18 protein-coding genes and 1 pseudogene are annotated in these 20,294 nt (G+C 73.8%); 7 read left to right on the top strand and 12 right to left on the bottom strand.

Going from position 1 to position 20,294, the window contains the following annotated elements:
* Window positions 1–207: 207 nt before the first annotated feature.
* The gene (locus ACGFZP_RS31355; protein ID WP_392939457.1) at window positions 208–912 is read right to left on the bottom strand and encodes a response regulator; all 705 of its coding nucleotides are present in this window, start codon (window positions 910–912) and stop codon (window positions 208–210) included.
* Window positions 909–2,162 (bottom strand): sensor histidine kinase, encoded by a 1,254-nt coding sequence (locus ACGFZP_RS31360; RefSeq protein ID WP_392939459.1) that lies wholly within the window; start codon window positions 2,160–2,162, stop codon window positions 909–911. The genes ACGFZP_RS31355 and ACGFZP_RS31360 overlap by 4 nt, the downstream gene beginning before the upstream one ends.
* Before the next feature lie 247 nt (window positions 2,163–2,409).
* Between ACGFZP_RS31360 and ACGFZP_RS31365 the strand changes: the two genes are divergently transcribed.
* The gene (locus ACGFZP_RS31365; RefSeq protein WP_392939461.1) at window positions 2,410–3,645 is read left to right on the top strand and encodes a lipase; all 1,236 of its coding nucleotides are present in this window, start codon (window positions 2,410–2,412) and stop codon (window positions 3,643–3,645) included.
* 107 nt (window positions 3,646–3,752) lie between these two features.
* On the opposite strand, the gene ACGFZP_RS31370 is transcribed toward ACGFZP_RS31365, so the two are convergent.
* Both ACGFZP_RS31370 and ACGFZP_RS31375 read right to left on the bottom strand, forming a co-directional pair.
* Entirely contained in the window at window positions 3,753–4,154 is a 402-nt protein-coding gene (locus tag ACGFZP_RS31370) for a hypothetical protein (protein ID WP_392939463.1), read from the bottom strand.
* 445 nt (window positions 4,155–4,599) lie between these two features.
* Window positions 4,600–5,724, bottom strand: coding sequence for an FAD-dependent monooxygenase (locus tag ACGFZP_RS31375; protein ID WP_392939464.1), 1,125 nt, complete (start codon window positions 5,722–5,724; stop codon window positions 4,600–4,602).
* A gap of 91 nt (window positions 5,725–5,815) precedes the next feature.
* Between ACGFZP_RS31375 and ACGFZP_RS31380 the strand changes: the two genes are divergently transcribed.
* Window positions 5,816–6,421 (top strand): TetR/AcrR family transcriptional regulator, encoded by a 606-nt coding sequence (locus tag ACGFZP_RS31380; protein WP_392939465.1) that lies wholly within the window; start codon window positions 5,816–5,818, stop codon window positions 6,419–6,421.
* Window positions 6,422–6,539: 118 nt separating this feature from the next.
* Here ACGFZP_RS31380 and ACGFZP_RS31385 read toward each other — a convergent pair whose 3' ends face one another.
* On the bottom strand, window positions 6,540–7,145 hold the full coding sequence (locus ACGFZP_RS31385) for a TetR/AcrR family transcriptional regulator (RefSeq protein ID WP_392939466.1): 606 nt from the start codon (window positions 7,143–7,145) through the stop codon (window positions 6,540–6,542).
* Between the two features lie 237 nt (window positions 7,146–7,382).
* On the opposite strand from ACGFZP_RS31385, the gene ACGFZP_RS31390 reads away from it, so the two are divergent.
* A complete protein-coding gene (locus ACGFZP_RS31390) occupies window positions 7,383–8,552 on the top strand; it encodes an FAD-dependent oxidoreductase (RefSeq protein ID WP_392939467.1) in 1,170 nt (389 codons plus the stop codon).
* A gap of 127 nt (window positions 8,553–8,679) precedes the next feature.
* Here ACGFZP_RS31390 and ACGFZP_RS31395 read toward each other — a convergent pair whose 3' ends face one another.
* Complete coding sequence (locus ACGFZP_RS31395) at window positions 8,680–8,916, bottom strand: hypothetical protein (protein WP_392939469.1); 237 nt, start codon at window positions 8,914–8,916, stop codon at window positions 8,680–8,682.
* A 403-nt stretch (window positions 8,917–9,319) separates the two neighbouring features.
* Between ACGFZP_RS31395 and ACGFZP_RS31400 the strand changes: the two genes are divergently transcribed.
* Window positions 9,320–12,067, top strand: a complete 2,748-nt coding sequence (locus tag ACGFZP_RS31400; protein WP_392939471.1) for a DUF6493 family protein — start codon at window positions 9,320–9,322, stop codon at window positions 12,065–12,067.
* Window positions 12,068–12,358: 291 nt separating this feature from the next.
* Here the strand turns inward: ACGFZP_RS31400 and ACGFZP_RS31405 are convergent, their stop codons facing one another.
* Both ACGFZP_RS31405 and ACGFZP_RS31410 read right to left on the bottom strand, forming a co-directional pair.
* The gene (locus ACGFZP_RS31405; protein ID WP_392939473.1) at window positions 12,359–12,940 is read right to left on the bottom strand and encodes a hypothetical protein; all 582 of its coding nucleotides are present in this window, start codon (window positions 12,938–12,940) and stop codon (window positions 12,359–12,361) included.
* 441 nt (window positions 12,941–13,381) lie between these two features.
* Window positions 13,382–14,368, bottom strand: a complete 987-nt coding sequence (locus ACGFZP_RS31410) for a TetR/AcrR family transcriptional regulator C-terminal domain-containing protein (RefSeq protein ID WP_392939475.1) — start codon at window positions 14,366–14,368, stop codon at window positions 13,382–13,384.
* Window positions 14,369–14,493: 125 nt separating this feature from the next.
* On the opposite strand from ACGFZP_RS31410, the gene ACGFZP_RS31415 reads away from it, so the two are divergent.
* Entirely contained in the window at window positions 14,494–15,699 is a 1,206-nt protein-coding gene (locus tag ACGFZP_RS31415; RefSeq protein WP_392939476.1) for an FAD-dependent monooxygenase, read from the top strand.
* Window positions 15,700–15,781: 82 nt separating this feature from the next.
* On the opposite strand, the gene ACGFZP_RS31420 is transcribed toward ACGFZP_RS31415, so the two are convergent.
* Window positions 15,782–16,153, bottom strand: coding sequence for a hypothetical protein (locus tag ACGFZP_RS31420; RefSeq protein WP_392939477.1), 372 nt, complete (start codon window positions 16,151–16,153; stop codon window positions 15,782–15,784).
* 466 nt (window positions 16,154–16,619) lie between these two features.
* On the opposite strand from ACGFZP_RS31420, the gene ACGFZP_RS31425 reads away from it, so the two are divergent.
* Window positions 16,620–17,618, top strand: a complete 999-nt coding sequence (locus tag ACGFZP_RS31425) for a helix-turn-helix domain-containing protein (RefSeq protein WP_392939479.1) — start codon at window positions 16,620–16,622, stop codon at window positions 17,616–17,618.
* 154 nt (window positions 17,619–17,772) lie between these two features.
* On the opposite strand, the gene ACGFZP_RS31430 is transcribed toward ACGFZP_RS31425, so the two are convergent.
* Window positions 17,773–18,192 carry a hypothetical protein gene (locus tag ACGFZP_RS31430; protein WP_392939480.1) on the bottom strand — a complete coding sequence of 140 codons (420 nt, stop codon included), beginning with the start codon at window positions 18,190–18,192 and terminating at the stop codon, window positions 17,773–17,775.
* 472 nt (window positions 18,193–18,664) lie between these two features.
* On the opposite strand from ACGFZP_RS31430, the pseudogene ACGFZP_RS31435 reads away from it, so the two are divergent.
* A pseudogene (locus ACGFZP_RS31435) lies at window positions 18,665–18,793 on the top strand (AAA family ATPase); the annotation flags it as partial.
* A gap of 33 nt (window positions 18,794–18,826) precedes the next feature.
* Here the strand turns inward: ACGFZP_RS31435 and ACGFZP_RS31440 are convergent.
* Both ACGFZP_RS31440 and ACGFZP_RS31445 read right to left on the bottom strand, forming a co-directional pair.
* A complete protein-coding gene (locus ACGFZP_RS31440) occupies window positions 18,827–19,594 on the bottom strand; it encodes a class I SAM-dependent methyltransferase (RefSeq protein WP_392939481.1) in 768 nt (255 codons plus the stop codon).
* A gap of 136 nt (window positions 19,595–19,730) precedes the next feature.
* Window positions 19,731–20,294, bottom strand: coding sequence for a hypothetical protein (locus ACGFZP_RS31445; RefSeq protein WP_392939640.1), 564 nt, complete (start codon window positions 20,292–20,294; stop codon window positions 19,731–19,733).

A 20,294-nucleotide genomic window follows, 5' to 3' on the forward strand; every position in this document is an offset into this window, starting at 1 on the left:
CTGACCGGACTCCACCCCGCCCGTCCCCGGCCCGCCGCACGAGCAAGCCGAGCGGGTGGTCACGCTCCGCCCTCCCTGTCGGCCGGGGACGTGCCTCCTGGCGGTCTCCGAGGCGGAGAACCGGCGATCGCGCCGACTGTCGAGGCCTCCAGCACGGTGCCGTGCAACGGCCGTACAGCGGGCGGGCGGTGGCAGCGGGACGGACACTCAGCGGGAGAGCCCGGCGCGGTGGGCGAGGATGGTGAGGCGGACGCGGTCGCGGGCGGCCAGCTTGTGGAGCAGGCGGGAGATGTGGGTCTTGGCGGTGCCCTCGGTGATGCGTAGGCGGGCGGCGATCTCCGGGTTGGTGAGACCGTCGCCGACGAGGGCGAGTACCTCGCGTTCCCGGGCAGTGAGAGCCGCCACGGCGGTGCGGGCCCGTTCCCGGGCGGGGTCGGGGAAAGCGGTCGTGCCGGCGGAGGGCCCCGTTCTCGGCCGGTCGGTCGGGCCGGCGGCGAGGAGGTCTGTGATCAGGCGGCGGGCGACGGTGGGCGCGAGCGCGGCCCCGCCCGCGGCGACCGCACGGGTCGCGGCCAGCAGCTCGGCCGGTTCCGCGTCCTTCAGGAGGAAACCGCTCGCCCCCGCGCGCAGCGTGCCGCGCACGTACTCGTCCAGCTCGAAGGTGGTGAGGATCAGCACCCGGCTGCCGGATGGGCCGGTGGTGATCCGGCGGGTCGCCTCGATACCGTCCAGGCCGGGCATCCGAATGTCCATCAGCACCACGTCGGGCCGCTCCCGACAGGCCAGTTCCACCGCTTCTGCACCGTCCGCGGCCTCCCCTGCGACGGCGAACCCCGGGGCGAGCCGGAGGATGCCGACGAGTCCGGCGCGGACGAGTGTCTGGTCGTCGGCGACCAGCACCCGAACGGTCACCGCCCCGCCGCCTCGGCCAGCGGCAGGCCGGCCGTCACCCGGAACCCGCCGCCCGGCAGCGGGCCGGCGGTGCACCACCCCCCGTACGGCGCGACGCGCTCGCGCATGCCCGCCAGGCCGGTGCCGCCGCCCGGTACGCCGGACGGATCCCGGGGACCGGCGCTGCCGCGGCCGTCGTCGGTGACCTCCAGCCACACCTCGCCGTCCCGGTACTCCACCTCCACCCGGGCCCGCGCCGCGCCCGCGTGGCGCACCACGTTCGCCAGCGCCTCCTGGACCACCCGGTACCCCGACAGGCCCACGCCGGGGGGAAGTTCACGTTCGGGACCGCGTACCCGGATGTCCACGGCGACCCCGGCCGCCGCCGTCCGGGCCGCCAGCCGTTCCAGGTCCGACACCGCCAGGGCCGGCGCCGGCGGCGGGACGGCGGGCACCGGCCCGGCATCCTCGCGGAGGACGGCGAGCAGCGCCCGGGTCTCCCGCAGGGCTTCCGCGCTCACCGTGCGGATGGCGGCCAGCGCGGCGGCGGCTTCCTGCGGCCGGTGCTCCAGCGCGTACTGGCCGAAGCCCGCCTGCACGCTCACCACCCCGAGGCTGTGCGCGACGATGTCGTGCACCTCCCGGGCCAGGCGCATGCGTTCGCCGTCCCGTGCGGCACGCTCCAGCGCCGCGCGGTCCGCAGCGGCGGCAGCCGCGTGCACCCGGTGGCGCCGCACGGCGTCGCCCGCCGCCCAGGCGGCCGACTGCCCGACCACCGCGAGCAGGACGTTTCCCCGGACCTCGCCCGGTGCCGCCAGGGTGACCGTCCAGCCGAGAGCCGCGGCGCCGAGAGCCATCCGGCCGGTCCGCCGGTCGTGGGCCGCCGCCGTGTAGGCCACCAGCAGGCCTACCAGCACCGCCCAGAACCCCACGACCAGCCCGATCGCCGGCTGCCGACAGGCGGCGAGCAGGCCGACCCAGGCCGCCACCACGAGCCCGCACGCCACGGCCGGGCTCCGACGGCGCAGCGCGAGCGCGCTGCCGAGCACCGCAACGGCGAGCAGTGCCACGGGAAGGGCCGCGGCCTCGGGCGGCGGATTGCCGCGCCCGTGCGGGTCGAACTCGCGGACCGCCGCAAGTACGCGGGCGCCGGTCGCGGCGGTACCGGCCAGCGCGGCCAAGACGTCGGCCAGGGCCCAGTGGGCCGTCCGGCGGGTCCACGGGGTCGGCGTCGGCGGCGGGGCAGCGGCGAACGGCTCGGCGATCTCCACGCGGCAAGGCTAGCCACGGGTCGGTCGTCGGACATCCGCCCAGGGTCGTATGCCCGTAGCGGGACGCGGCGGCCGGCCGGGCCGGCCACTGTGGAGGCGCAACCACCCCGGTCCCCGCCCCCACCTCTGCGGGGACCGGGCGACGGGGGCATGAGCACCCCGCGAAGAACCCCGCGAAGAACCCCGCGAAGAACCCCGCGAAGAACCCCGCGAAGAACCCCGCGAAGAACCCCACGAAGGAGTCCGGATGACCATCCGCCACCGCCCGGTCCTCGCGACGCTCGCCGCCGTGCTGACCGCCGGCGCACTCGTCGCCACCGCCCCGGCCGTGCAGGCCGCCTCGCCCGCCCCACCCGGCACGACCGCTCCCGTACCCATCCGCCTCTCCCTGCCCGCGCCCACCGGCCCGCACCCCGTCGCAACCACCGCGCTGCACCTCGTGGACCAGCACCGCACCGACCTGTGGGCGCCCACCCCCCGCCCCCGGGAACTGATGGTGCAGCTCTGGTACCCGGCCGCCGGCTGCGGCTCGTCCGGCCGACCCCGCGCGCCCTGGACCGGCACCGCCGAGCAGGCCCAGCTGGAGTCCGACTTCCTCGGTACCACCCCGGGGCACCTCGTCTGGCCGCTCACCCACTCCCTCCGGGACGCGCCCGCCGACCGCACCGGCCGCCGCCCCGTCGTGCTGTACTCACCCGGCTCGCGCGGCGACCGCTCCTTCGGCACGGCGGAGGCCGAGGACCTCGCGTCACGCGGGTACGTGGTCGTCGGGATCGACCACACCTTCGACGCCGGGGAAGTGCTCTTCCCCGGCGGTCCCGACGGGCGGCTGGAGGTCCGCAACACCCCCGCCGTACACGCCATGACCGACGACGAGATCGTCGCCTACCGCACCACCGACACCCGCTTCGTCCTGGACCGCCTCACCGACCTCGCGGCCGGCGGCAACCCCGACGCCGAGCGGCGGGAGCTGCCATCCGGCCTCGGCGGGGCACTCGACCTCACCGCGGTCGGCATGCTGGGCCACTCCATGGGCGGCGCAACCGCCGTCCAGACCCTGCACGACGAACCGCGCGTCCTCGCCGGCGTCACCCTCGACGGCCCGGTCCTCGGCACCGCCGCCACCGACGGCCTGGCCCGCCCGCTGCTGCTCATCGGCGCCTCCGACGTCCGCCCCGCCCGCGACGCGATGTGGGACGCGCTCTGGCCACGGCTCACCTCCTGGCGCCGACAGTTCACCCTGAGCGGCTCCGGCCACCTCTCCTTCAGCGACTTCGCGGTCCTGCTGCCTGCCGCCCGCCCGGTTCTCACCTGGCCCGACGAGCAACTGGACCAGCTCCTCGGCAGCATCGACGGCTCCCGCGCCGTCGCGGCCCAACGCGCCTACCTCGCCGCCTTCTTCGACCTCCACCTGCGCCACCGCCCGACCACGCTCCTCGACAGCCCGTCCCCGCTCTTCCCGGAGATCGTCCGCCGCCGCTGACCCCCGCAGCAGCGGTCCCGCAACCCGCCGCCGGCGGGATCCGAACTGCTCCGGTCGTGCCGCGCAGTTCTGCCCCGCCCGGCCGGTCTGGGCCCGCCGCCGCCGACTCAGGAGGACGCCAGTTCGTGGACCAGCATCCACATGCCGCTGAGAACCAGGGCCAGGAGGATCAAGCAGCCGAGACGGAACGCGAACAGGCCCCCGTACTCCGCCAGCCGACCGCCAGGAGTGTTGAGGCGCCAGACCGAGGGGATGTCGACGCGGCCTTCGGCGATATCCGCCGCGGCCCGCCGCGCGTCCCCGGGGTGATAGTCGTAGAAGGTCAGTGCTGCCCCCCACGTGCCCCGGCTCTCCCCGCCGTACCTGCGGACGCGGACATCCGCAAGAGCGGCGGCGCTCGGCAGCCAGTGCCCACGTACCTGCCACAGCTCGGAGACCTTGTCACTGCCCAGCCAGGGCTCCTCCCCGTGATCTGACTCAGGTGTTCCCGGATCCGGCGTTCGCGGCATACGTCCCCCTCGAGCGGCACCCTCCAGTACACACCCGCTGCCTGCAGGCCGGTAGAACGCCTGCGGCACTGCCGTGCGCGATCGGTGCAGCCCTCAGGGCCGGCGGGCACCCGCGCCGTCGGCATCCCGATCGCCGGGCGGACCGGCGCGAGGTCGCCCGGCCGTGCGCGGGCGAGCCGTGGTTCCCTGCGGCGTCGCCGCCTCACGGTCGCCGTCGCGGCGTTCCCCGCCCAGAACCGGTACCACTGGCCCGGTGGCCTGCCGCGGCCCTCCAGGCTCCAGGCTGAGCACCGTCGCAGGTCGGCGGCTCGCGAGCGCTCTCGGGCCGCCGGCATTGCGCCGCGGACCCGTCGTCAGCCGCCACGGGGTCCGGCCCGCGCGCCACCGGGCCGACCAGGGTGCACCGCAGCGCAGGTGACCGGCCGCAGGGCAGCGGGGCGCAGCTTCAGGAACGGCCGGCCGGCCAGAGACGGGCGGCGAGGTTGCGCGTGGCGAGGCCGAGCCGGGTGGCGGGGACGAGCAGGGCTGCCGAGCGCTTGACGCCGCGCCGCTTGGCGATCACCCGGGCGCGGTGGGCGGCCTCGTAGCGGGCCAGCGCGGTGCCAGGATCGGCCGGGTGTTCGGCAAGGGCCGCGGCCAGGGCGTGGGCCCCGGCCATGGCGAGGCTGGAGCCGTCCCCGAGCAGGGAGACGCAGGAGGCGGCGTCGCCCAGCAGGGTGATGCGACCCCGCGACCAGGAGGGGAGGTCGACGGTGCTGACGGCATCGAAGTAGAGCTCGTCGGTGCTCTCCACCCGGTCGAGCAGGCCGGGCACCCGCCACCCGAGACCCGCGTGGGACTCGGTGACGATCCGTTTGTGCAGCCCGGTGTCGTGGTGGTCGAAAGCGGTGATGTCCGGCCTGCGGAAGACGAAGGCGGCCACGGCGGACCCCCGGGAGGGATGGACGGAGACCAGCCGGCCCGGGGCGTTGTGGACGTGCACCTCGCTCGGGTCGTCCGCGGGCTCGCCGAGCGGCAGGGTGGCGACCAGTATCCCGGTGGGCCGGACGAAGTCGCGCTCCGGGCCGAAGGCGAGGCGCCGCACGTGGGAGTGCAGCCCGTCCGCGCCGACCACCAGGTCGAAGCGGCGCGGCGCCGCCCGGTCGAAGGTGACGTCCACCCCGTGCCCGTCCTGGTGGAGCGCGGCGATGCTGTCGCCGAAGAGGAACTCGGCGTCGCCCCGGGCCGCTTCGTACAGGACGGCGGCCAGGTCGCCGCGCGGGACCTCGACCTCCCGCTGCCCGGCGCCCGCCCGGCTGCCGGGCAGGGGGAGCCGGGCGATCGAGCGCCCGGCGGCGTCCAGCAGGAGCATCCCGGTGGCCGAGGTGGCGGTGGCGTGCAGCCGAGGCAGGACACCCATGGCCTCGGCCACGGGGAGCGCGGCGCCGCGGACATCGACCGGGTTCCCGCTGGAGCGAAGGTTCGCGGCCCTCTCGACGACGGTCGGACGGAAGCCGTGGCGGGCCAGCCAGTAGGCGAGGGTGGGGCCGGCCACACCGGCCCCGGAGATGAGAACGCTCCGAGGAGTCATGCCGCCACCATAGATGCACTCAGTGCATATCTGCAATGGATGCAGATTTGCAGCGAACGCAGACCCGCATCACGCGCGCTAAGGTGGCCGGATGTCCCTTCGCGACCGCAAACGTGCCCGCACCCGCCAGGCCCTCGTCGACGCGGCGACCGAACTGTTCGAGCGACAGGGCTACGACCGGACCACGGTGGCGGACATCGCCGCGGCAGCGGAGATCGGCACGCGCACGTTCTTCAGCTACTTCGCCAGCAAGGAGGAACTGCTGTTCCCGGAGGCCGACACCCGCGTGCAGGCCGTGATCGCCGCCATCGACTCCCGCACCCCCGAGGAGGGCCCGGCCGAGGTCCTGCTCCGCGCACTGAGCACCGTCCCGGACACCGGCGACGACATGGTCGGCCCACTGGCCGCGCTGCGCCTCGAACTGACCCGCACCGTGCCGGCGGTACGCGGCCGCGCCCTGCAGATCCAGCTCGACGCCCAGCAGGAGATCGCGCGCCGGCTGGCCGAGGCCTTCGCGGACCGGCTCGACCTGGTGCAGGCGGCAGCGCTCACCGGCGCGTTCATCGGCGCCATCACCGGCGTCCTGCAGGTACTCCTCGAAGGCCCGGACCGGATCGCCACCCCCGCAGCCCTGCACGCCGCCGTCCGGACGGCAACGGACACCGCACTCGCCCCCTGGCTGCGCCCGGGGGCGTGAGGGGGCGGCCGCCGCCGCGCCGCCACTGGGACGACGCGGTGCTCGCCGGAGCAGCTCCCGGCGCTGGTGGAGTACAACCGGGCGTTCGCCTACGCGAAGCCCCTCCGGGAGGTCGCGGTCACCCGTCCCGACCGGGGCGGTCGTCCTGTCGCGCCAGGGGAGTGGCGGCCCAGCCGTGTTCCAGCAGGGTGAACAGGTCGCGCATGGTCCGGGCCGGGTCGTCGCTGGTGCGGGCGATGCTGGGGGCTTCCAGGGCGAAGCGGGCCAGGCCGGTGACGGCGGGGGCGTCCGGGGCGAGCCCGGTGGCCTCGGCGAGAGCGGCGGCCAGCGTGTTCTCGTGGCGTGACCACATGCGCCGGGCGTGGTCCCGCAGCGCGGGGGTGGATTCGACGAGGACGAAAGTGGGGTCGTCGGTCCGCAGGGAGGTCCGAGTGCGCACCATGTGGTCGCGCAGGGCGTGCAGCACGGGCTGACCGGGGGCTCGGTCGCGAACGGCGGCGACCACGGCGCTCTCGATGTCCGCGTCCAGGTCGAAGACGAGGGCTTCCTTGCTGGGGAAGTGCTTGAAGAGGGTGCTCAGCGAGACGTCGGCCGCCTCCGCCACCTCGCGTACGCCGACGTTGTCGAAGCCGCGCTCGGTGAACAGCCGCACTGCGGCGTCCGTCAGGGCCTGCCTCGTCTGGGCCTTCTTGCGCTCGCGGCGTCCTGTCGTCGTCTCGGCCATGCCCCCACCCTACCCCCTTACGGGGATTCGATCGCAAAGGCTATCCACTGGAAAGTCGGAGCAGTTGTACTTTTGAAGCTGCTGTGCTTCTGTGAGTGGAGGCGGCTGACGGGCACTCAACTGCCGGAACCCCGGGGCGCGTCCCCACACCGGAACGACTGATCCGCCATGCCCGGAACAGGGCGCCGCCACCAGGCGCCAGCACCCTCCCCGACCGTTGAACGGAGCGTGACCCCCATGTCCACCACCCCCCGCATTGCGATCGCCGGCGCAGGCCTCGGCGGCCTCGTCTGCGCGCGTGTCCTGCAACAGCACGGCGTGCCGGTCACGGTCTTCGAGGGCGAGAGCGCCCCCCACTCCCGCTCGCAGGGCGGCACCCTCGACATCCACGAAGACACCGGCCAGACAGCCCTGCACGCAGCCGGCCTGTTCGACCAGTTCCTCGCCCTCTCCCGGCCCGAGAGCCAGGAGTGGCGCCTGTACGACCGCCAGGCGACCCTGATACGCCACGACCAGGCCGGCAGCGACGATCTGAGCAGGCCCGAGATCGACCGCGGACAGCTGCGCGCACTCCTGCTGGACTCCCTCGCCCCCGGCACGGTCCGCTGGAGCCACTCCGTACGGGCCGTCACCCCACTGCCCCGTGGCACCGCCCGCCTGCACCACCATGACGGCACGGGCGAAGACTTCGACCTGGTCATCGGCGCCGACGGCGCCTGGTCCCGGGTGCGCCCAGCGCTCTCCGACGCCCAACCCTCCTACTCCGGTGTCACGTTGGTGGAAGCCCACTTCGACGACGTCGACCACCGTCACCCCGGCATCGCCCACCTGGTCGGTCGCGGCACCATGTCGGCCAAGGCGGGCCGCCGCAGCCTGGTGCTGCAGCGCAACAGCAACGGACACGTCCGCGCCTACATCAACTTCCGCGGCCCCCAGGACTGGCACGCCGGCCTCGACCTCGCGGACACCCGGGCAGTGCGCGCGCGCCTCCTCGCCCAGTACCAGGGCTGGCACGAGAGCCTGTTGGACATCCTGCGCGACAACGAGGGCGGTTTCGTCAACCGGCCCGTGTTCGTCCTTCCCGTGCCCCACTCCTGGCAGCGCGTCCCCGGTATCACCCTGCTCGGCGACGCCGCCCACCTGATGCCGCCCGTCGGCGTCGGCGCCAACCTCGCGCTGCTCGACGGCGCCGAACTCGCCCGAGCCGTCATCGACCACTCCACCGTCGACGAGGCCCTCGACGCCTACGAGAGCGTCATGCTGCCCCGCGCCGCCGACAACGCGAAGACCGCCCAGCAGATGCTCACCACCCTCATGCCCGACAGCGACTCCGACGACGCCGCCTTCCCCGACAGCCTCTGGCCAACCGGCACCCTCCCCGACCCGCGCCCCGCTCACACCGGCTGAGCCCGGCCGACAACGTGCCGGCCGGGCGACCACGACTTCAAGGACGGCCGCCGCGCCCGTTCCTCCACCTCTTCGGACGGTGGTGGGCCGCCGGTCGTGCGGCCCACCACCGGTGCGTTCCGGCGGCTCAGTAGAGGACTGCGGAGAGCCGCGCGGGGCCGGTCTCGGTGGTGGTGTCGCAGAAGTAGACGATGGCCTGGTGGCTGTTCACATACGCCTGGCCGGCCGCGTGGCAGGCGGCGGCGGTCGGGTAGATGCCGATGTAGGTGTAGGTGGACGCCTGGGCGGCCGGGGCGGCGATCAGGGCGCCGCCGGCCACGAGCCCGGCCACGGCCGCGGCGGAGAATGCCTTGCGAAGCGACATGAGTGGTCTTCCTCCCACTTGGCGAGCGCCGGGGTCCGTGCCCCTGCGCTTCGCCGAGGAGCCTCCTCCGAATGTGAAGGCGGAGCAATGGTCGAGACCAATTCCGACCGGAAGCGATGTGGTGTTTCTGTGGCGGTGCAGGTCACGGACCTGCCTGGCGGGCTGACGATCATCTTCCGGACAGTTCTTGCGCTGTTCGGAACCTGACAATCCGTTTCGACCGATTCGTCAGGGCAGTCCCAGGCCGCCGAGGCCGGCGGCCGCGTCCACGCCCAGGTGTCCACCCGGGCCGCCCGCATCGCCGACCTGGCCGCCAGGTGGGGGCGGGTGCTCCCGCCGTCCCCACGCGCTGTCGGTGAGGCGCGCTAGGTTGCGATCATCAGCCGGACCGGGTGGGGGCGTCGTGACCGACCGTACAAGCGAGACGATCAACTGGGACGAGGCGCGCGCGCTCATCGCCGCCCGGATTCCGCAAGGGGTGATCGACCGCCTTCGCCCCGTGCCCGCCGCCGAGCTGCGCCACCTGCGCACCCCGTTGCGCAAGCTCCGCACCGAGCTGGTGCGCGAGCTCTCCTCGGGCGACGCCCGACGGTTCGCCGCCGCGTACGACCAGCTCGCCGCCCTGCAGTTCGCCGGGATCCTCTCCGCCGCCACCCCGGCCGAGGCCCTGGACTGGCTGACTGCCCGCCGCCTCCTCCGCATCACCTGGCCGCTGCCCGGCGGCGGCTCCACCGACCCCGACCCGCACACCCTCCTGCTGGCCCTGCTCCCACCGCACCGTGATGCGGCGTTCCACCGCGAACTCGCGGTCCGGCTCGCCGAATGGCTGCCCGCGCGCGGTGACCGCCCCCGCTGGCTCATCACCCACGGACTCGCCGTCTGGTCCGGCACCGAACTCCCCACCACCGACGGCTACATGATCGGCTGGGTGCGCGAGGGCGGACTGATCCACCACCACCACCGGGAGATCGGCGAGTGGTTCGCCGACCAGGGTCTGCGCGAGCCGGTGCCGCGTCACCACTCGCTGCTCTCCTGGCTGCGTGCGCAGCCCCGGATCGCCGAGTTCGTCCGCCGACTCTTCGAAGTCCCCGACGCCGGAGCAGAGTTCGCCCACCCGTACGCCGCCAACTCCGGGCCGGACAACCAGTGGCCCAAGGTGCTCACCGCCCTGGCGGGCGAGGGCCTGCTCGACCGCGCCGAACTGATCGACCTCTGCCTCGGCCGACTGCTGCGCGGCGACCGGCCCGGAAACCTGCGCGGATTCCTCCAGCTGTACACGGCGCTGGCCCCCGACGCCGAAGAGATCCTCGCCCGGGCCCGCGACCACGTCCGACTGGCCGCCGACGGTGCGCCGGGCGCCGCCAAGGTCTCCCAGGCGGCGCTGCGCTCCGTGGACGCGCGGCTGCCGGCCGAGCTGTTCGCCGAACTGACGGCCGGGGTGCTGGCCCGCCCGGAGAAAGCCCTCGCCACCGCCCAGCTGAGCCGGGTCGACGCCGCGCTGCGCCGCGACCCGGCCGGATCCGACGGCCTGCTGCCCGCCGTCGCAGAGGCCTTCACCCACCCGGCTCCCGCGATCCAGGAACAGGCCCTGCGACTCGCCGCCCGCCATCTGCCCCACGCCGCCCCCTCCACCGCTGAGGCCGTGCGCGCCGCCGCCACCACCCTCAGCCCCGCCCTCCAGGCCGATGCCCACCGCCTGCTGGCCATCCCGACCCCGGCCGCCGAGCGGCAGGAGGACGCGTCCGCCGCGCCGGCACACACAGGGCCTGCCGCGCTGCCGGCCGCACCCGCCGGACCGTTCGATCTCGCCGAGCGGCTGGGCGCCGTGATGGCCACCGGGGTGCCCGACCCCGCCGAGTTCGAAACGGTGTTCGCCGCCCTCGTCATCGAGCACCACCGTGACGCGGCCGCCCTTCGGACGGCGCTGGCCCCGCTCGCCGCACGGCGCGACGCGAATCCGGCCCCGGTCCGGGACTTCCGCAGCATCGGAGGAGCGCTCGGCTTCCTGCTCGACGCCCTGACCGGACGAACGCACGAGTCCGGCCGGTACACGACCACGCTGCTGGACCGCCCCGCCCACCTGGGCACCCCCGCCGTGATCCCCTCACTGCGCGTTCACGAGGCGGCGTGCGGGATCACCGACACGCCGGTGCCGCTCCTGCTCGCCACGCCCACGGCTGGCGACGGCACGATCGATCCGGCCGCGCTCATCGAGCGGCTCACGGCGTACCGGGCCGCCGGTGCCCGTCCCTGGCCCGGGGACCTGGCCCAGGCTCTGCTCCGGGTGGCCCCGCACGCGCTACCGTCCGTCCGCGCAGCCGCCGCCGGCCTCGGCTACGACCTGCCCCAGGACACGGCACCGCCCGCATCCCAGCGGTTCCACATCCAACCCCTGGAGCTGCCCGAGCGGGTCGGCGTCCAGGGCCGGGCGCTGCCCACAGTCCCGCGCATCGCACCGCTGGCCGTCGGCGCCGCGCCGGTACCCGAGGGCATCACCGGCCTCCTCCACCGCCTCCCCGACCCCACCGAGACCTGCCGGTTCATGGGCGTGCCGGGGATGTCGCCCGCCGAGCTCGCCCAGCTGGCCTGGCTGGCGCCCTGGCACCCGGAGGCCGTCGCCGCGCACGTCCTCCCCGTCGCGGTGGAACAGGCGGACACAGCCGGCCCCCGGGGAACCAACCCCCTGCTGCCCCGCCTCGCGGAGGTCCCCGGCGAGTTCGGACCGGTGAGCCACCTCCTGCTCGCCTACGGGCTGAGCGCCACCCGAGCAGCGGACCGCACCGCCGCGCTGGACTTCCTGCTGACGGCGACCGCACGCGGTCGGCTCCGGCCGGACGTACTCGGCGAATGGCTTGCGGCACTCTGGCGACTGTCCGTGGCCAAGCCGAACCGGATCCTGGGCGCCCTGGCCGATGCCGCGCGCAGCGGAGCGGGCCCGACGGTATGGGCCATTCTCACGGCCGTGATCACCGAGCTCGCCGCCGAGCCCGGTAGGCGCGGACTGGCCGACGCCCTCGTACTCGCCGCCGAGTGCGCGGCAGCCGAAGGCATCCGCACTGCCGTCCCAGCCCTCGACGCCCTGGCCGCACCGGCCGCACCCCAGCGCGTCCGAGCGGAATCGGCACGCCTGGCCAGGATCCTCACGACGTGACCACGCCGAACGCCCCCACGACGATGTACCGGCGGAGCCACTGCCGGGTCCGACGCCGCTGTCCGCCCGGTCCTGGACTCGCCGCCGGTGCGCGGCGCGATCCGGCTGCGCCGGTCCGGCCACGACGGCATCCGGACCCCCGTCGGACCTCCGAAGTCCTCATCGGCTGACCCGCCGCGCCGTTGTGGTTGCACGCCTGGGAAGCCACGGCCGGGCAGCGGCCCGAACGACGGGGCTGCGCCGGCATCCGGGGGAGGCGGCCGGGCCGGTGGGCGGGCGACCGCGCGGGAGTTACGGCCGGGTCCTGCACGGATCGGGTCGCGGCACTGTCGGCGCCGCCGTGCTGTCAGAAGGGGCGGAAGAAGGGGGCGGGATGCGGGCCACGAGTTCGTGGGCGGCCCGGATCACGTACGTGACGGCTTCGTCCGGAGGCGTCTGCGGCCCGCGGTCCCAGAGCGCGTCCAGCGCGTCGACCAGGGGCGCCAACTCCTCGGCCGGCCCGTAAGCCTCCGCGACGTTCTCGATGATGAGTTCGGCGCCCTCGAAGGGGTCGAGCCATCCGCCGACGATTTCGGCGGCCCACCAGCGGGCGAGCGCCAGCCGGCCCTCCCAGTAGTCCTCGGGCGGGTGGAAGCCGAACCCGAGCTCGTCCATCACCTGGCCGAACAGCTCCGAGGCCTGGTCCTCCTCACCACTCAGCAGCCAGGCGAGGAGCCACAGCGACGGTGTGTCGACCTCGGCGACCAGGGCGCGGAGTGCGGCCTGGATCAGAACGTCCGGGTCCGCGCGCCGGCCGTCGACCCACTCGTGGGCCAGCCCCCGGAGCTCACGCACTGCCTCGTCCACCGTTGCGGGGGCCTCGCTCGTCGCCATGGCGGCATGGTGCCACGCGCCGCCGGCGCCCGCGAAGCCGATATCGCGTCGCCGGGCGCCGCCCACGCCGCCGCCGGGCCCGACTTCCCTGCTGCCGCGGTGCCCGGTGGGTACGGGTCAGTGGTGGCGGCCGTTCCTGGTGGCCGGGTCCCGGCCTTGGGCAGCGGCCACCGGGCCCGGGCGGCGCCTGCCAGTGCGCCCCACCCGTGTCGTCTGTGTCGCCCGTCGCTCTGAGCGCCGGTCCGGCCTGCGGCCCCGCAGTGGCCGGCTGGTGGCGAGGGCTGCTGCTCCCGGCCCGGCTGTGCCGCTGTCCCCTGTTGTCGTTGTGTTGTGTGGGCACTGGGTGTCTGTGCTGGTCGGGGGCCTGTCAGGGACTGAAGTGACTGAGGTTCGGGGTAGGGCCCGCCAGGGCTGTCCTGTCTCGGTGAGGTTTCCCCAGTCTCACTGGGGATTGACGACCGTGCTGCCCGTCTCGCCGGAGTTCGACTGGTCGCCCGCGGCGGCGATCAGGGCCGCCAAGCCGTCGAGGTGGCGGTCGAGGCCGAAGGTGAACAGGGATTCGGCGGACAGGTCCAGGCCGGGGTCGGTGCGGGCGGCGGTGAACGCCGGGAAGGTGCCGTCCGACAGCAGCGCGGCCATCCGGGCCTCCTGGACCTGCATCCACTGGTCGCCGCTGACACCACTGGCGTGACCCGCCTCCTGCTCCGCCGCGAGGTCGACCGCGCAGCCCCGGACGAACCCGAAGAGCGAGACCGCCGCGTGCATCCGGGCGCCGGCGTCGAGGCCGAGGCCCTCCAGCGCCGCCAGGGCCCATTCGACATGGCGCATGCCGTTCGGGGCGAGCAGCGGGCGGGCGAGGTTCATCGTGGCCGCCAGCCAGGGGTGTTCCTGGTAGAGCCGCCACTGGGCCCGGGCCGAGAGCTCCAGGCGGGACCGCCAGTCGGGCGGGGCCGGGGTGGGCAGGTGCGCCTGTGCGTAGGCCGCGTCGACCATCAACGCGAGGAGCTGGTCCCGGTTCTGCACGTGCCGGTACAGCGACATCGCCGAGGTGCCGAGTTCGGCGGCCAGCCGCCGCATGGTGAGCGCGGCCGCCCCCTCCGCGTCGGCGATCGCGATCCCCGCCCGCACCAGGCGCCGGCGCGCAGTCGACTCCTCCGGCGGTCCGTCCGTCCGTCGGCCCGTCGCCGGCCCCTCCGTCCGCGACGCACGGGGGACGGCGCAGACCACGGTGCCCACCCCAGGCACCCCTCGGACCAGGCCCTCCTGCCGCAGGACGGCCAGTGCCTTGGTCGCCGTGGCCATGGCGACCCCCCACCGCTGGGTGAGCGCCCGCGTGGAGGGCACCCGGTCACCCGGGCGCAGCTCGCCGGTCCCGATGCGGTGCCGCAGCTCGGCGGCGATCTTGGCGTACGGCGGCTCTGCGGACATGAGGCACTCCTTGGTGTACTAGTACATGAAGCCTAGTGCACTAGGATTCCTTCCTCAATTTCGCACTTCACACGGGAATCTGACGCCCATACGTTGTACGCATCGACCTGAGAGAGGAACCCGAGATGACCACCACCACCGCTTCCCGCACCGTGCTGATCTCCGGCGCCAGCGTGGCCGGCCCCGCCCTCGCCTACTGGCTGCGCCGCCACGGCTTCGTCCCCACCGTGGTGGAGCGCGCCGAAGCGGTGCGCCAGGGCGGCTACGCGGTCGACTTCCGCGGCGAGGCCCTGGACGTGCTGGACCGGATGGGCCTGCTGGAGCAGATCCGCGAGCTGGACACCGAGATGGGCGACGCCGCCATGGTGGACGCCGAGGGCCGCCAGTACGCGACCCTGCCGGCCGTGATCTTCGCGGGCGACCTGGAGGTCCTCAAGGGCGATCTGACCAGGATGCTGTACGAGGCCACCCGCGACGACGTCGAGTACGTCTTCGGGGACTCCATCGCGAGCCTGACCGAGGACGAGCACGGCGTCGAGGTCACCTTCGAGCGCGGCGCCGCCCGCCGCTTCGACCTGGTCGTCGGCGCCGACGGTCTGCACTCGCGCACCCGGGCACTCACCTTCGGCCCCGAAGAGCAGTTCGTGCGCCACCTCGGTATCTACACCGCCATCTTCAGCCTGGACAACTACCTCGGCCTGAAGAACACCGGCCGCCTCTACGCCGCCCCGGGCAAGGCCGCCAACATCTTCACCGCCCGCGCCAACACCGAGGCCCGCGCCGCCTTCCACTTCGCCGCCGAGCACCTGGAGTACGACCGCCACGACCGCGCCGGGCAGCAGCGCATCATCGCCGAACGCTTCGCGGACGACGGCTGGGAGATCCCGCGCCTGCTCCAGGAGATGGCGCAGGCACCCGACTTCTTCTTCGACGCCAACGCCCAGGTGGAGATGGACACCTGGTCCAAGGGGCGGGTCGTGCTGCTCGGCGACGCCGGGTACTGCGCCGGCCCGACCTCCGGCCGCGGCACCTCGCAGGCCCTGATCGGCGCCTACATCCTGGCCGGTGAACTCGCCGCCTCCGGTGGTGACCACGCCACGGCATTCGCCGCCTACGAGCGCGAGATGCGCGGCTACGCGACGGAGCACCAGAGCCTGGGTCGCGAGGGCGCGGAGCGGTTCTTCATGCCCGCCCCCACCCAGGAGATCCTGGACATGCTGGCAGCCCAGGCACCCGAGAACACCCGCACCACCCCGATCCGGCTGCGCGACTACAGCGCATCGCCGTCACCCGAGCCGGCGGCGGCCGCCGTGGCCGCGGGTACCGTCTGACGGCAGCCCTCGACAGGGCCCGTCGAGGACGCAGTAAGGCCCGGACCGCGCGGCCCGGGCCTTCATCGTCCACCGGACCGCCTCAGCTGGTGATCGGGGCAACCAGTCGAGCCGCGCCACAGCCCCCGCCCCCGTCCCGTGCTGCGCCCCGGGGGCGGGAGTTCCGCTGGACGGCGTCCTGGGCCCGCTCGGATTCCAGGTCGCGGACCTGTCCGAGGAGTCCGCCGATGCGGGTGCGCCGGGTGAGGATCTCGACCTGGACGACCTGCCCACCCGGCCGGAGCTCCGCTTCGTCCAGGACCAGGAGGCTGAGGCGCTGCCCGTAGAGCGGGATCAGGGCGCCGGCCGCCCGGACGTCCAGAGGCAGGCTGTCGTCGTGCAGGCACCGCTTGAGCAGGGTCCGGTGCCCGTGTTCGCTCAGGCCGACCGGTTCGGCGGAGGTGCGGTGCGGCACCGTGGGTTCGCGGCTGTGTCCGTGGCGGGCGGTCCAGGTGAGGAAGCCTCTGATCTCCCGACGGGTGCTCGCACCGCCGGTGAGCCACTGGTCGACGTGGTGCTGGGCGACGTCGTGGAGTGCGCGCCCAGCCCTGCGGTGAAGGTGAGGAACTGTGCTGCGGTGTTGACGCGGGTGTAGGCCCAGCGGGCGGTCCCTGCGGAGTCGGGCCGTCGGAGGGCACGCCGTCGGGCCTGGGGCAGGTGCTCCGTCAGGCCTCGCGGCGGTGGGTAGCCGGCTGGGAAACCAGCCGCGTCGGAACCCGTTGCGTGCCGCGACCGGCCCTGCCATCCTGGGCACGGAACGGGCCTTCGGGGGGAGGACACTCAGTGCGGAGACAGCACCGGGACGGCCGCCTTGAGCCGCGCTGTCCGTCCCCTGCGGTTCTCGGCGCCGCACCCGTGCGGTCGCCGGGTGGCTCTGCTCTGTGAGCGCGACCCTGGACACGGCAGCCTTTCCACCGGGGGACCGGGAGGAAGCGGTCCGGTCCGCGGTCTGGGAGTCCGTCGTACGGATCGAGATCGACCACCACCACGCGCCGGAGAACATCTCGGTCCAGGTCACGCTGAACACGGTCGGCTGCATCGGTGTCTGCTCGGGACGGGCGACCGGCCTGACGATACGGCGGACACCGCGGCTGGCGCGGGAGGACACCGAGCCGGAGATCTTCCTGGGCCTCCAGGTGACGGGTACCAGCGTGGTGACGCAGAACGATCGCGAGGCCGTGCTGAGACCGGGGGAGTTCGCCCTCTACGACACGTCCGTGCCGTACGCCCTCGGCTTCGACGGCGGTGTCGACCACCACTTCCTGCGCTTCCCGCGCGCCGCGCTCGCGCTGCCCGAACCGCTACTGAGGGGGATGACCGCCGTCACGTTCCGCGCCGACAGCCCCGTCGCCGCCCTCGCCTACGCCTACTTCTCCCAACTGGCAGCCACCGAGGGCCTCCACCAGGACCGGTACGCCCAGGCGGTCACGGAACCCAGCCTCGATCTGATCCGCGCCGCCGTCACCTCCCGGCTCGGTGACTCGCCCTTGGCCCGCGAATCGGCGGAGGCGACGCTCAACCTCCGGATCCTCCGGTACATGCGGGCGCACCTGCGCGATCGCGACCTGTCCGCAGCGCAGATCGCCTCCGCACACGGCGTCTCGGTTCGGCACCTCTACACACTGCTGGCCCGGTCAGGGGTCACCCCGGGCGACTGGATCCGCTCGAACCGTCTGGAGGAATGCCGGCGGGAACTGGCCGGACCGAAGGCGCGGTACCGGTCGATCGCCGCGATCGGGCACAGCTGGGGCTTCGTGGACGCGACTCACTTCAGCAGGGCCTTCAAACAGGCGTACGGCCTCTCCCCGCGCGCCTGGCGCGACCTCGACCGCACCTGCGACCCGGCAGGTGACCACCCGCAGGACCGGCCCGCGAGGTGATCGAGACGTGGGCAGGGGGCGGCCGTGGGGCCGAGGCACTCCGCCGGGACCACCCCCCGCCCTCTCACCGGTGGCTGCCTGTCCGATGCCCCCGCCGGCCGGCCGGCCGACCGGATCCTGGCCTGGCCGGGCCGGCGACGGCCGCCGGACGGTGTCAGCTGCAGGAGTGCCAGGGAGTGGGCCCGTATACGATGTTGTCGCCGCTGGGGTTGTTCTCGATGACCCACTCCCGGATGCAGGCGCCGGGGGCGTAGATGCTGACCGGCCCGGCGTAGGTGGTGTAGTAGCCCCCGCCACCGTCGATCCATCCGGAGTCGCCGCTCTTCTGGATGTAGATGTCGGTGTACGTCTTGACGCCCGCGTAGGTGTCCTTGACGAAGACCGAGCAGTTGGTGGAGCCGTCGTAGTAGGTGTGGACCGTCCCCGCGCCGCCCACGTTCCCGGACCATATGTGGGAGCCCGAGCAGCCGTAGCCGCCGGTCAGGGCGGCCTGGGCAGCCGGGGCGGCCGCGATGGTGCCGAGCGACGCGAGGGCCGTGACGGAGAGAGCCGCTATCGCCTTGCGGATACGCATAGTGGTGCCTTCCTGGGGGAGGAGTCGGGTGGTGCGGACCATCTGGGGGTCGGCCACGGGTCGGTGACCGACAGGCCCGTCGTCCGGTGGCTGATCAGGGAGGATTCGCCCCTGTCGTCTCGCCGCGTCGATCGGGCTTCGCCGTGCCATGACCCTAGGTCTGCCGGGCCGCGCCGACTGTGCTGCCCTTGCAGAGAACTTGGCCAGGTGTGCAAGGGCGCTCCGGACCGGTCCGCGAGCGCACCACCCGCCCATCGCCCATCACCCACCACCCGGCGCAGATCGGCACGCTTCACCCGAGGGCGGAGGTCCCGTCCTCACCACCCTCGCGGGCGTCGAGCAGTTCGCCCCGGTGCGGCCGTCGTAGACGCCCCGCACCCCACACCAAGGGGGCGAGCGCGGGCCAGGCCTGCTGCGGGCGCCGCAAGGGCCCGTGATGTTCCGTCACGGCCCCTGCGGGGCTCCGCGGCTCGACCCCCGCCTCTGCGCGGCCATCGTCGACCGCCTCACCTCCAACGGCACCATCATCGAAACCGGGACCGGCTCCTACCGCCTCGCCAGCACCCGAGCCCGCGCCGAGCAGGCAGCCAAGGCCGGCTGACATCAACCGTCCCGCGCCGAGCGATGGAACCGCCTACCCGCCGGCGCGGGCCACAAGCAGCGGCTGGAAGAAGCCTGTCTCCTGTGGCATCCGCCACCGAGGGTCGACGAACCCGGCCTCGGCTGCGAGGCCGGCCAGCCGGTCATGGCCGAGTGCCCAGTAGGTCGTCCGGCGGACCTGGACGCGCCATTCTCCGCCTGCCGGAAGGAGTTGGAAGTGCTCCAAGTCGTAGTGCTCCCCGTCGTCGTGCCAGTGCCAGAGCTGGAAGGTGACGGTTCGCTCTCCGCCGTCGGCGACCCTGGAGACTTGCGGAGGTGCCGACGCCGGACGATCGCGCAGCAGGTCGTCGTAGGGCCGTGTGCTGATCAGCAGCTGGCCGCCGGGGCGCAGGACCCGGCGCATCCCAGCCAGGGCCGCGTTCACATCTTGCTCTGTCAGCAGGTGAGGCAGCGAGTTGTCGGCGCAGACGACAGTGTCGAACTGGCCATCGGCAAACGGGAGGCGCCGCATGTCGGCGGCGGCCGTGCGCAGGCTCAGGCTCCGGCGGGCAGCCTCCCAGGCAGCGCGGGCGGCGGCGCGAGGGCTGATGTCGGTCCCGGTGACCCGGTGCCCGCGCAGCGCCAGGCCGATGGCCTGGGTGCCGATGCCGCAGGAACAGTCGAGCACCGCCGCGCGATCCTGTCCGATCAGTGCGTCCAGGGCGTCCCCCTGCCGACGGATGCTCGCGTCCCAGTCTGAGTAGATCAGGTGGTAGTCGTCGGCCAGTTCGTCATAGAAGTGCGCCACTGACGTCTCGGGCATGACCTGAGATTACCGTGCCAGATTCCATGGATGCGCTGGTCGCCCTGGTGATCGGCACGAACGCCCCAGCTGACGACGGTGCCGTCATTTCTCGTGAACATCTGCGAGCGCGCTGATCACCAACTGCTGCTGAAACTCATCGACAAACGCTGCTGCTGAACGTGGACGAAGCCACCACGACCTCGGCCCGCAGCCGGTCGCAGGCGTTGTCGAACGCGGCGCTGTGCGTGATGTGGACCCGGTCCGTCGGGTTCGTCCGCAGGCTGCGCAGCCACGGCGCACCCGGGGGCAGGGCGGCCAGGACGCGGCCGGCTTTGGCGGTGTCGCCGGGTGCGGGCGGGAGCTGCTGCGGCGGGGCGGCGGGGGTCCGCGATGCTGGGGCCGCTGCGGGGCGGGGCCGGCTTTCGTCCCGGGCCCGTTTCCGCAGCTGCTCCCAGTCGCGGACCGTCCTGGCGTGGTGCCCGGGCGACCTTTCGGCCCGGGCTTCCAGCAGCTCGACCAGGCGGCGGAACCGGGCGGCGTCGCCCGGCACGGCCCTGCCGTTGAACCAGTCGCTCAGCGACGCCTTCTTGAACGCGGCCCGGGGAACCTGCTGCTCCCCGAGGTTGATGATCTGCTGGATCGAGTACCCCGAGACGCTCCTCAGCGCGTTCAGGCCGGCGGCCGGCTGCTGCGCGCGATGTACGCCGACTACGGGCAC

It is taken from the genome of Kitasatospora sp. NPDC048239, assembly GCF_043202015.1.
Classification (GTDB): Bacteria; Actinomycetota; Actinomycetes; order Streptomycetales; family Streptomycetaceae; genus Kitasatospora.

Coding starts and splice junctions, on each gene's coding strand:
- ACGFZP_RS31375 (WP_392939464.1), bottom strand. CDS start 5,724: ATGACTCCTCGGAGCGTTCTCATCTCCGGGGCCGGTGTGGCCGGCCCC.
- ACGFZP_RS31380 (WP_392939465.1), top strand. CDS start 5,816: ATGTCCCTTCGCGACCGCAAACGTGCCCGCACCCGCCAGGCCCTCGTC.
- ACGFZP_RS31370 (WP_392939463.1), bottom strand. CDS start 4,154: ATGCCGCGAACGCCGGATCCGGGAACACCTGAGTCAGATCACGGGGAG.
- ACGFZP_RS31415 (WP_392939476.1), top strand. CDS start 14,494: ATGACCACCACCACCGCTTCCCGCACCGTGCTGATCTCCGGCGCCAGC.
- ACGFZP_RS31395 (WP_392939469.1), bottom strand. CDS start 8,916: ATGTCGCTTCGCAAGGCATTCTCCGCCGCGGCCGTGGCCGGGCTCGTG.
- ACGFZP_RS31385 (WP_392939466.1), bottom strand. CDS start 7,145: ATGGCCGAGACGACGACAGGACGCCGCGAGCGCAAGAAGGCCCAGACG.
- ACGFZP_RS31410 (WP_392939475.1), bottom strand. CDS start 14,368: ATGTCCGCAGAGCCGCCGTACGCCAAGATCGCCGCCGAGCTGCGGCAC.
- ACGFZP_RS31430 (WP_392939480.1), bottom strand. CDS start 18,192: ATGCGTATCCGCAAGGCGATAGCGGCTCTCTCCGTCACGGCCCTCGCG.
- ACGFZP_RS31365 (WP_392939461.1), top strand. CDS start 2,410: ATGACCATCCGCCACCGCCCGGTCCTCGCGACGCTCGCCGCCGTGCTG.
- ACGFZP_RS31405 (WP_392939473.1), bottom strand. CDS start 12,940: ATGGCGACGAGCGAGGCCCCCGCAACGGTGGACGAGGCAGTGCGTGAG.
- ACGFZP_RS31440 (WP_392939481.1), bottom strand. CDS start 19,594: ATGCCCGAGACGTCAGTGGCGCACTTCTATGACGAACTGGCCGACGAC.
- ACGFZP_RS31390 (WP_392939467.1), top strand. CDS start 7,383: ATGTCCACCACCCCCCGCATTGCGATCGCCGGCGCAGGCCTCGGCGGC.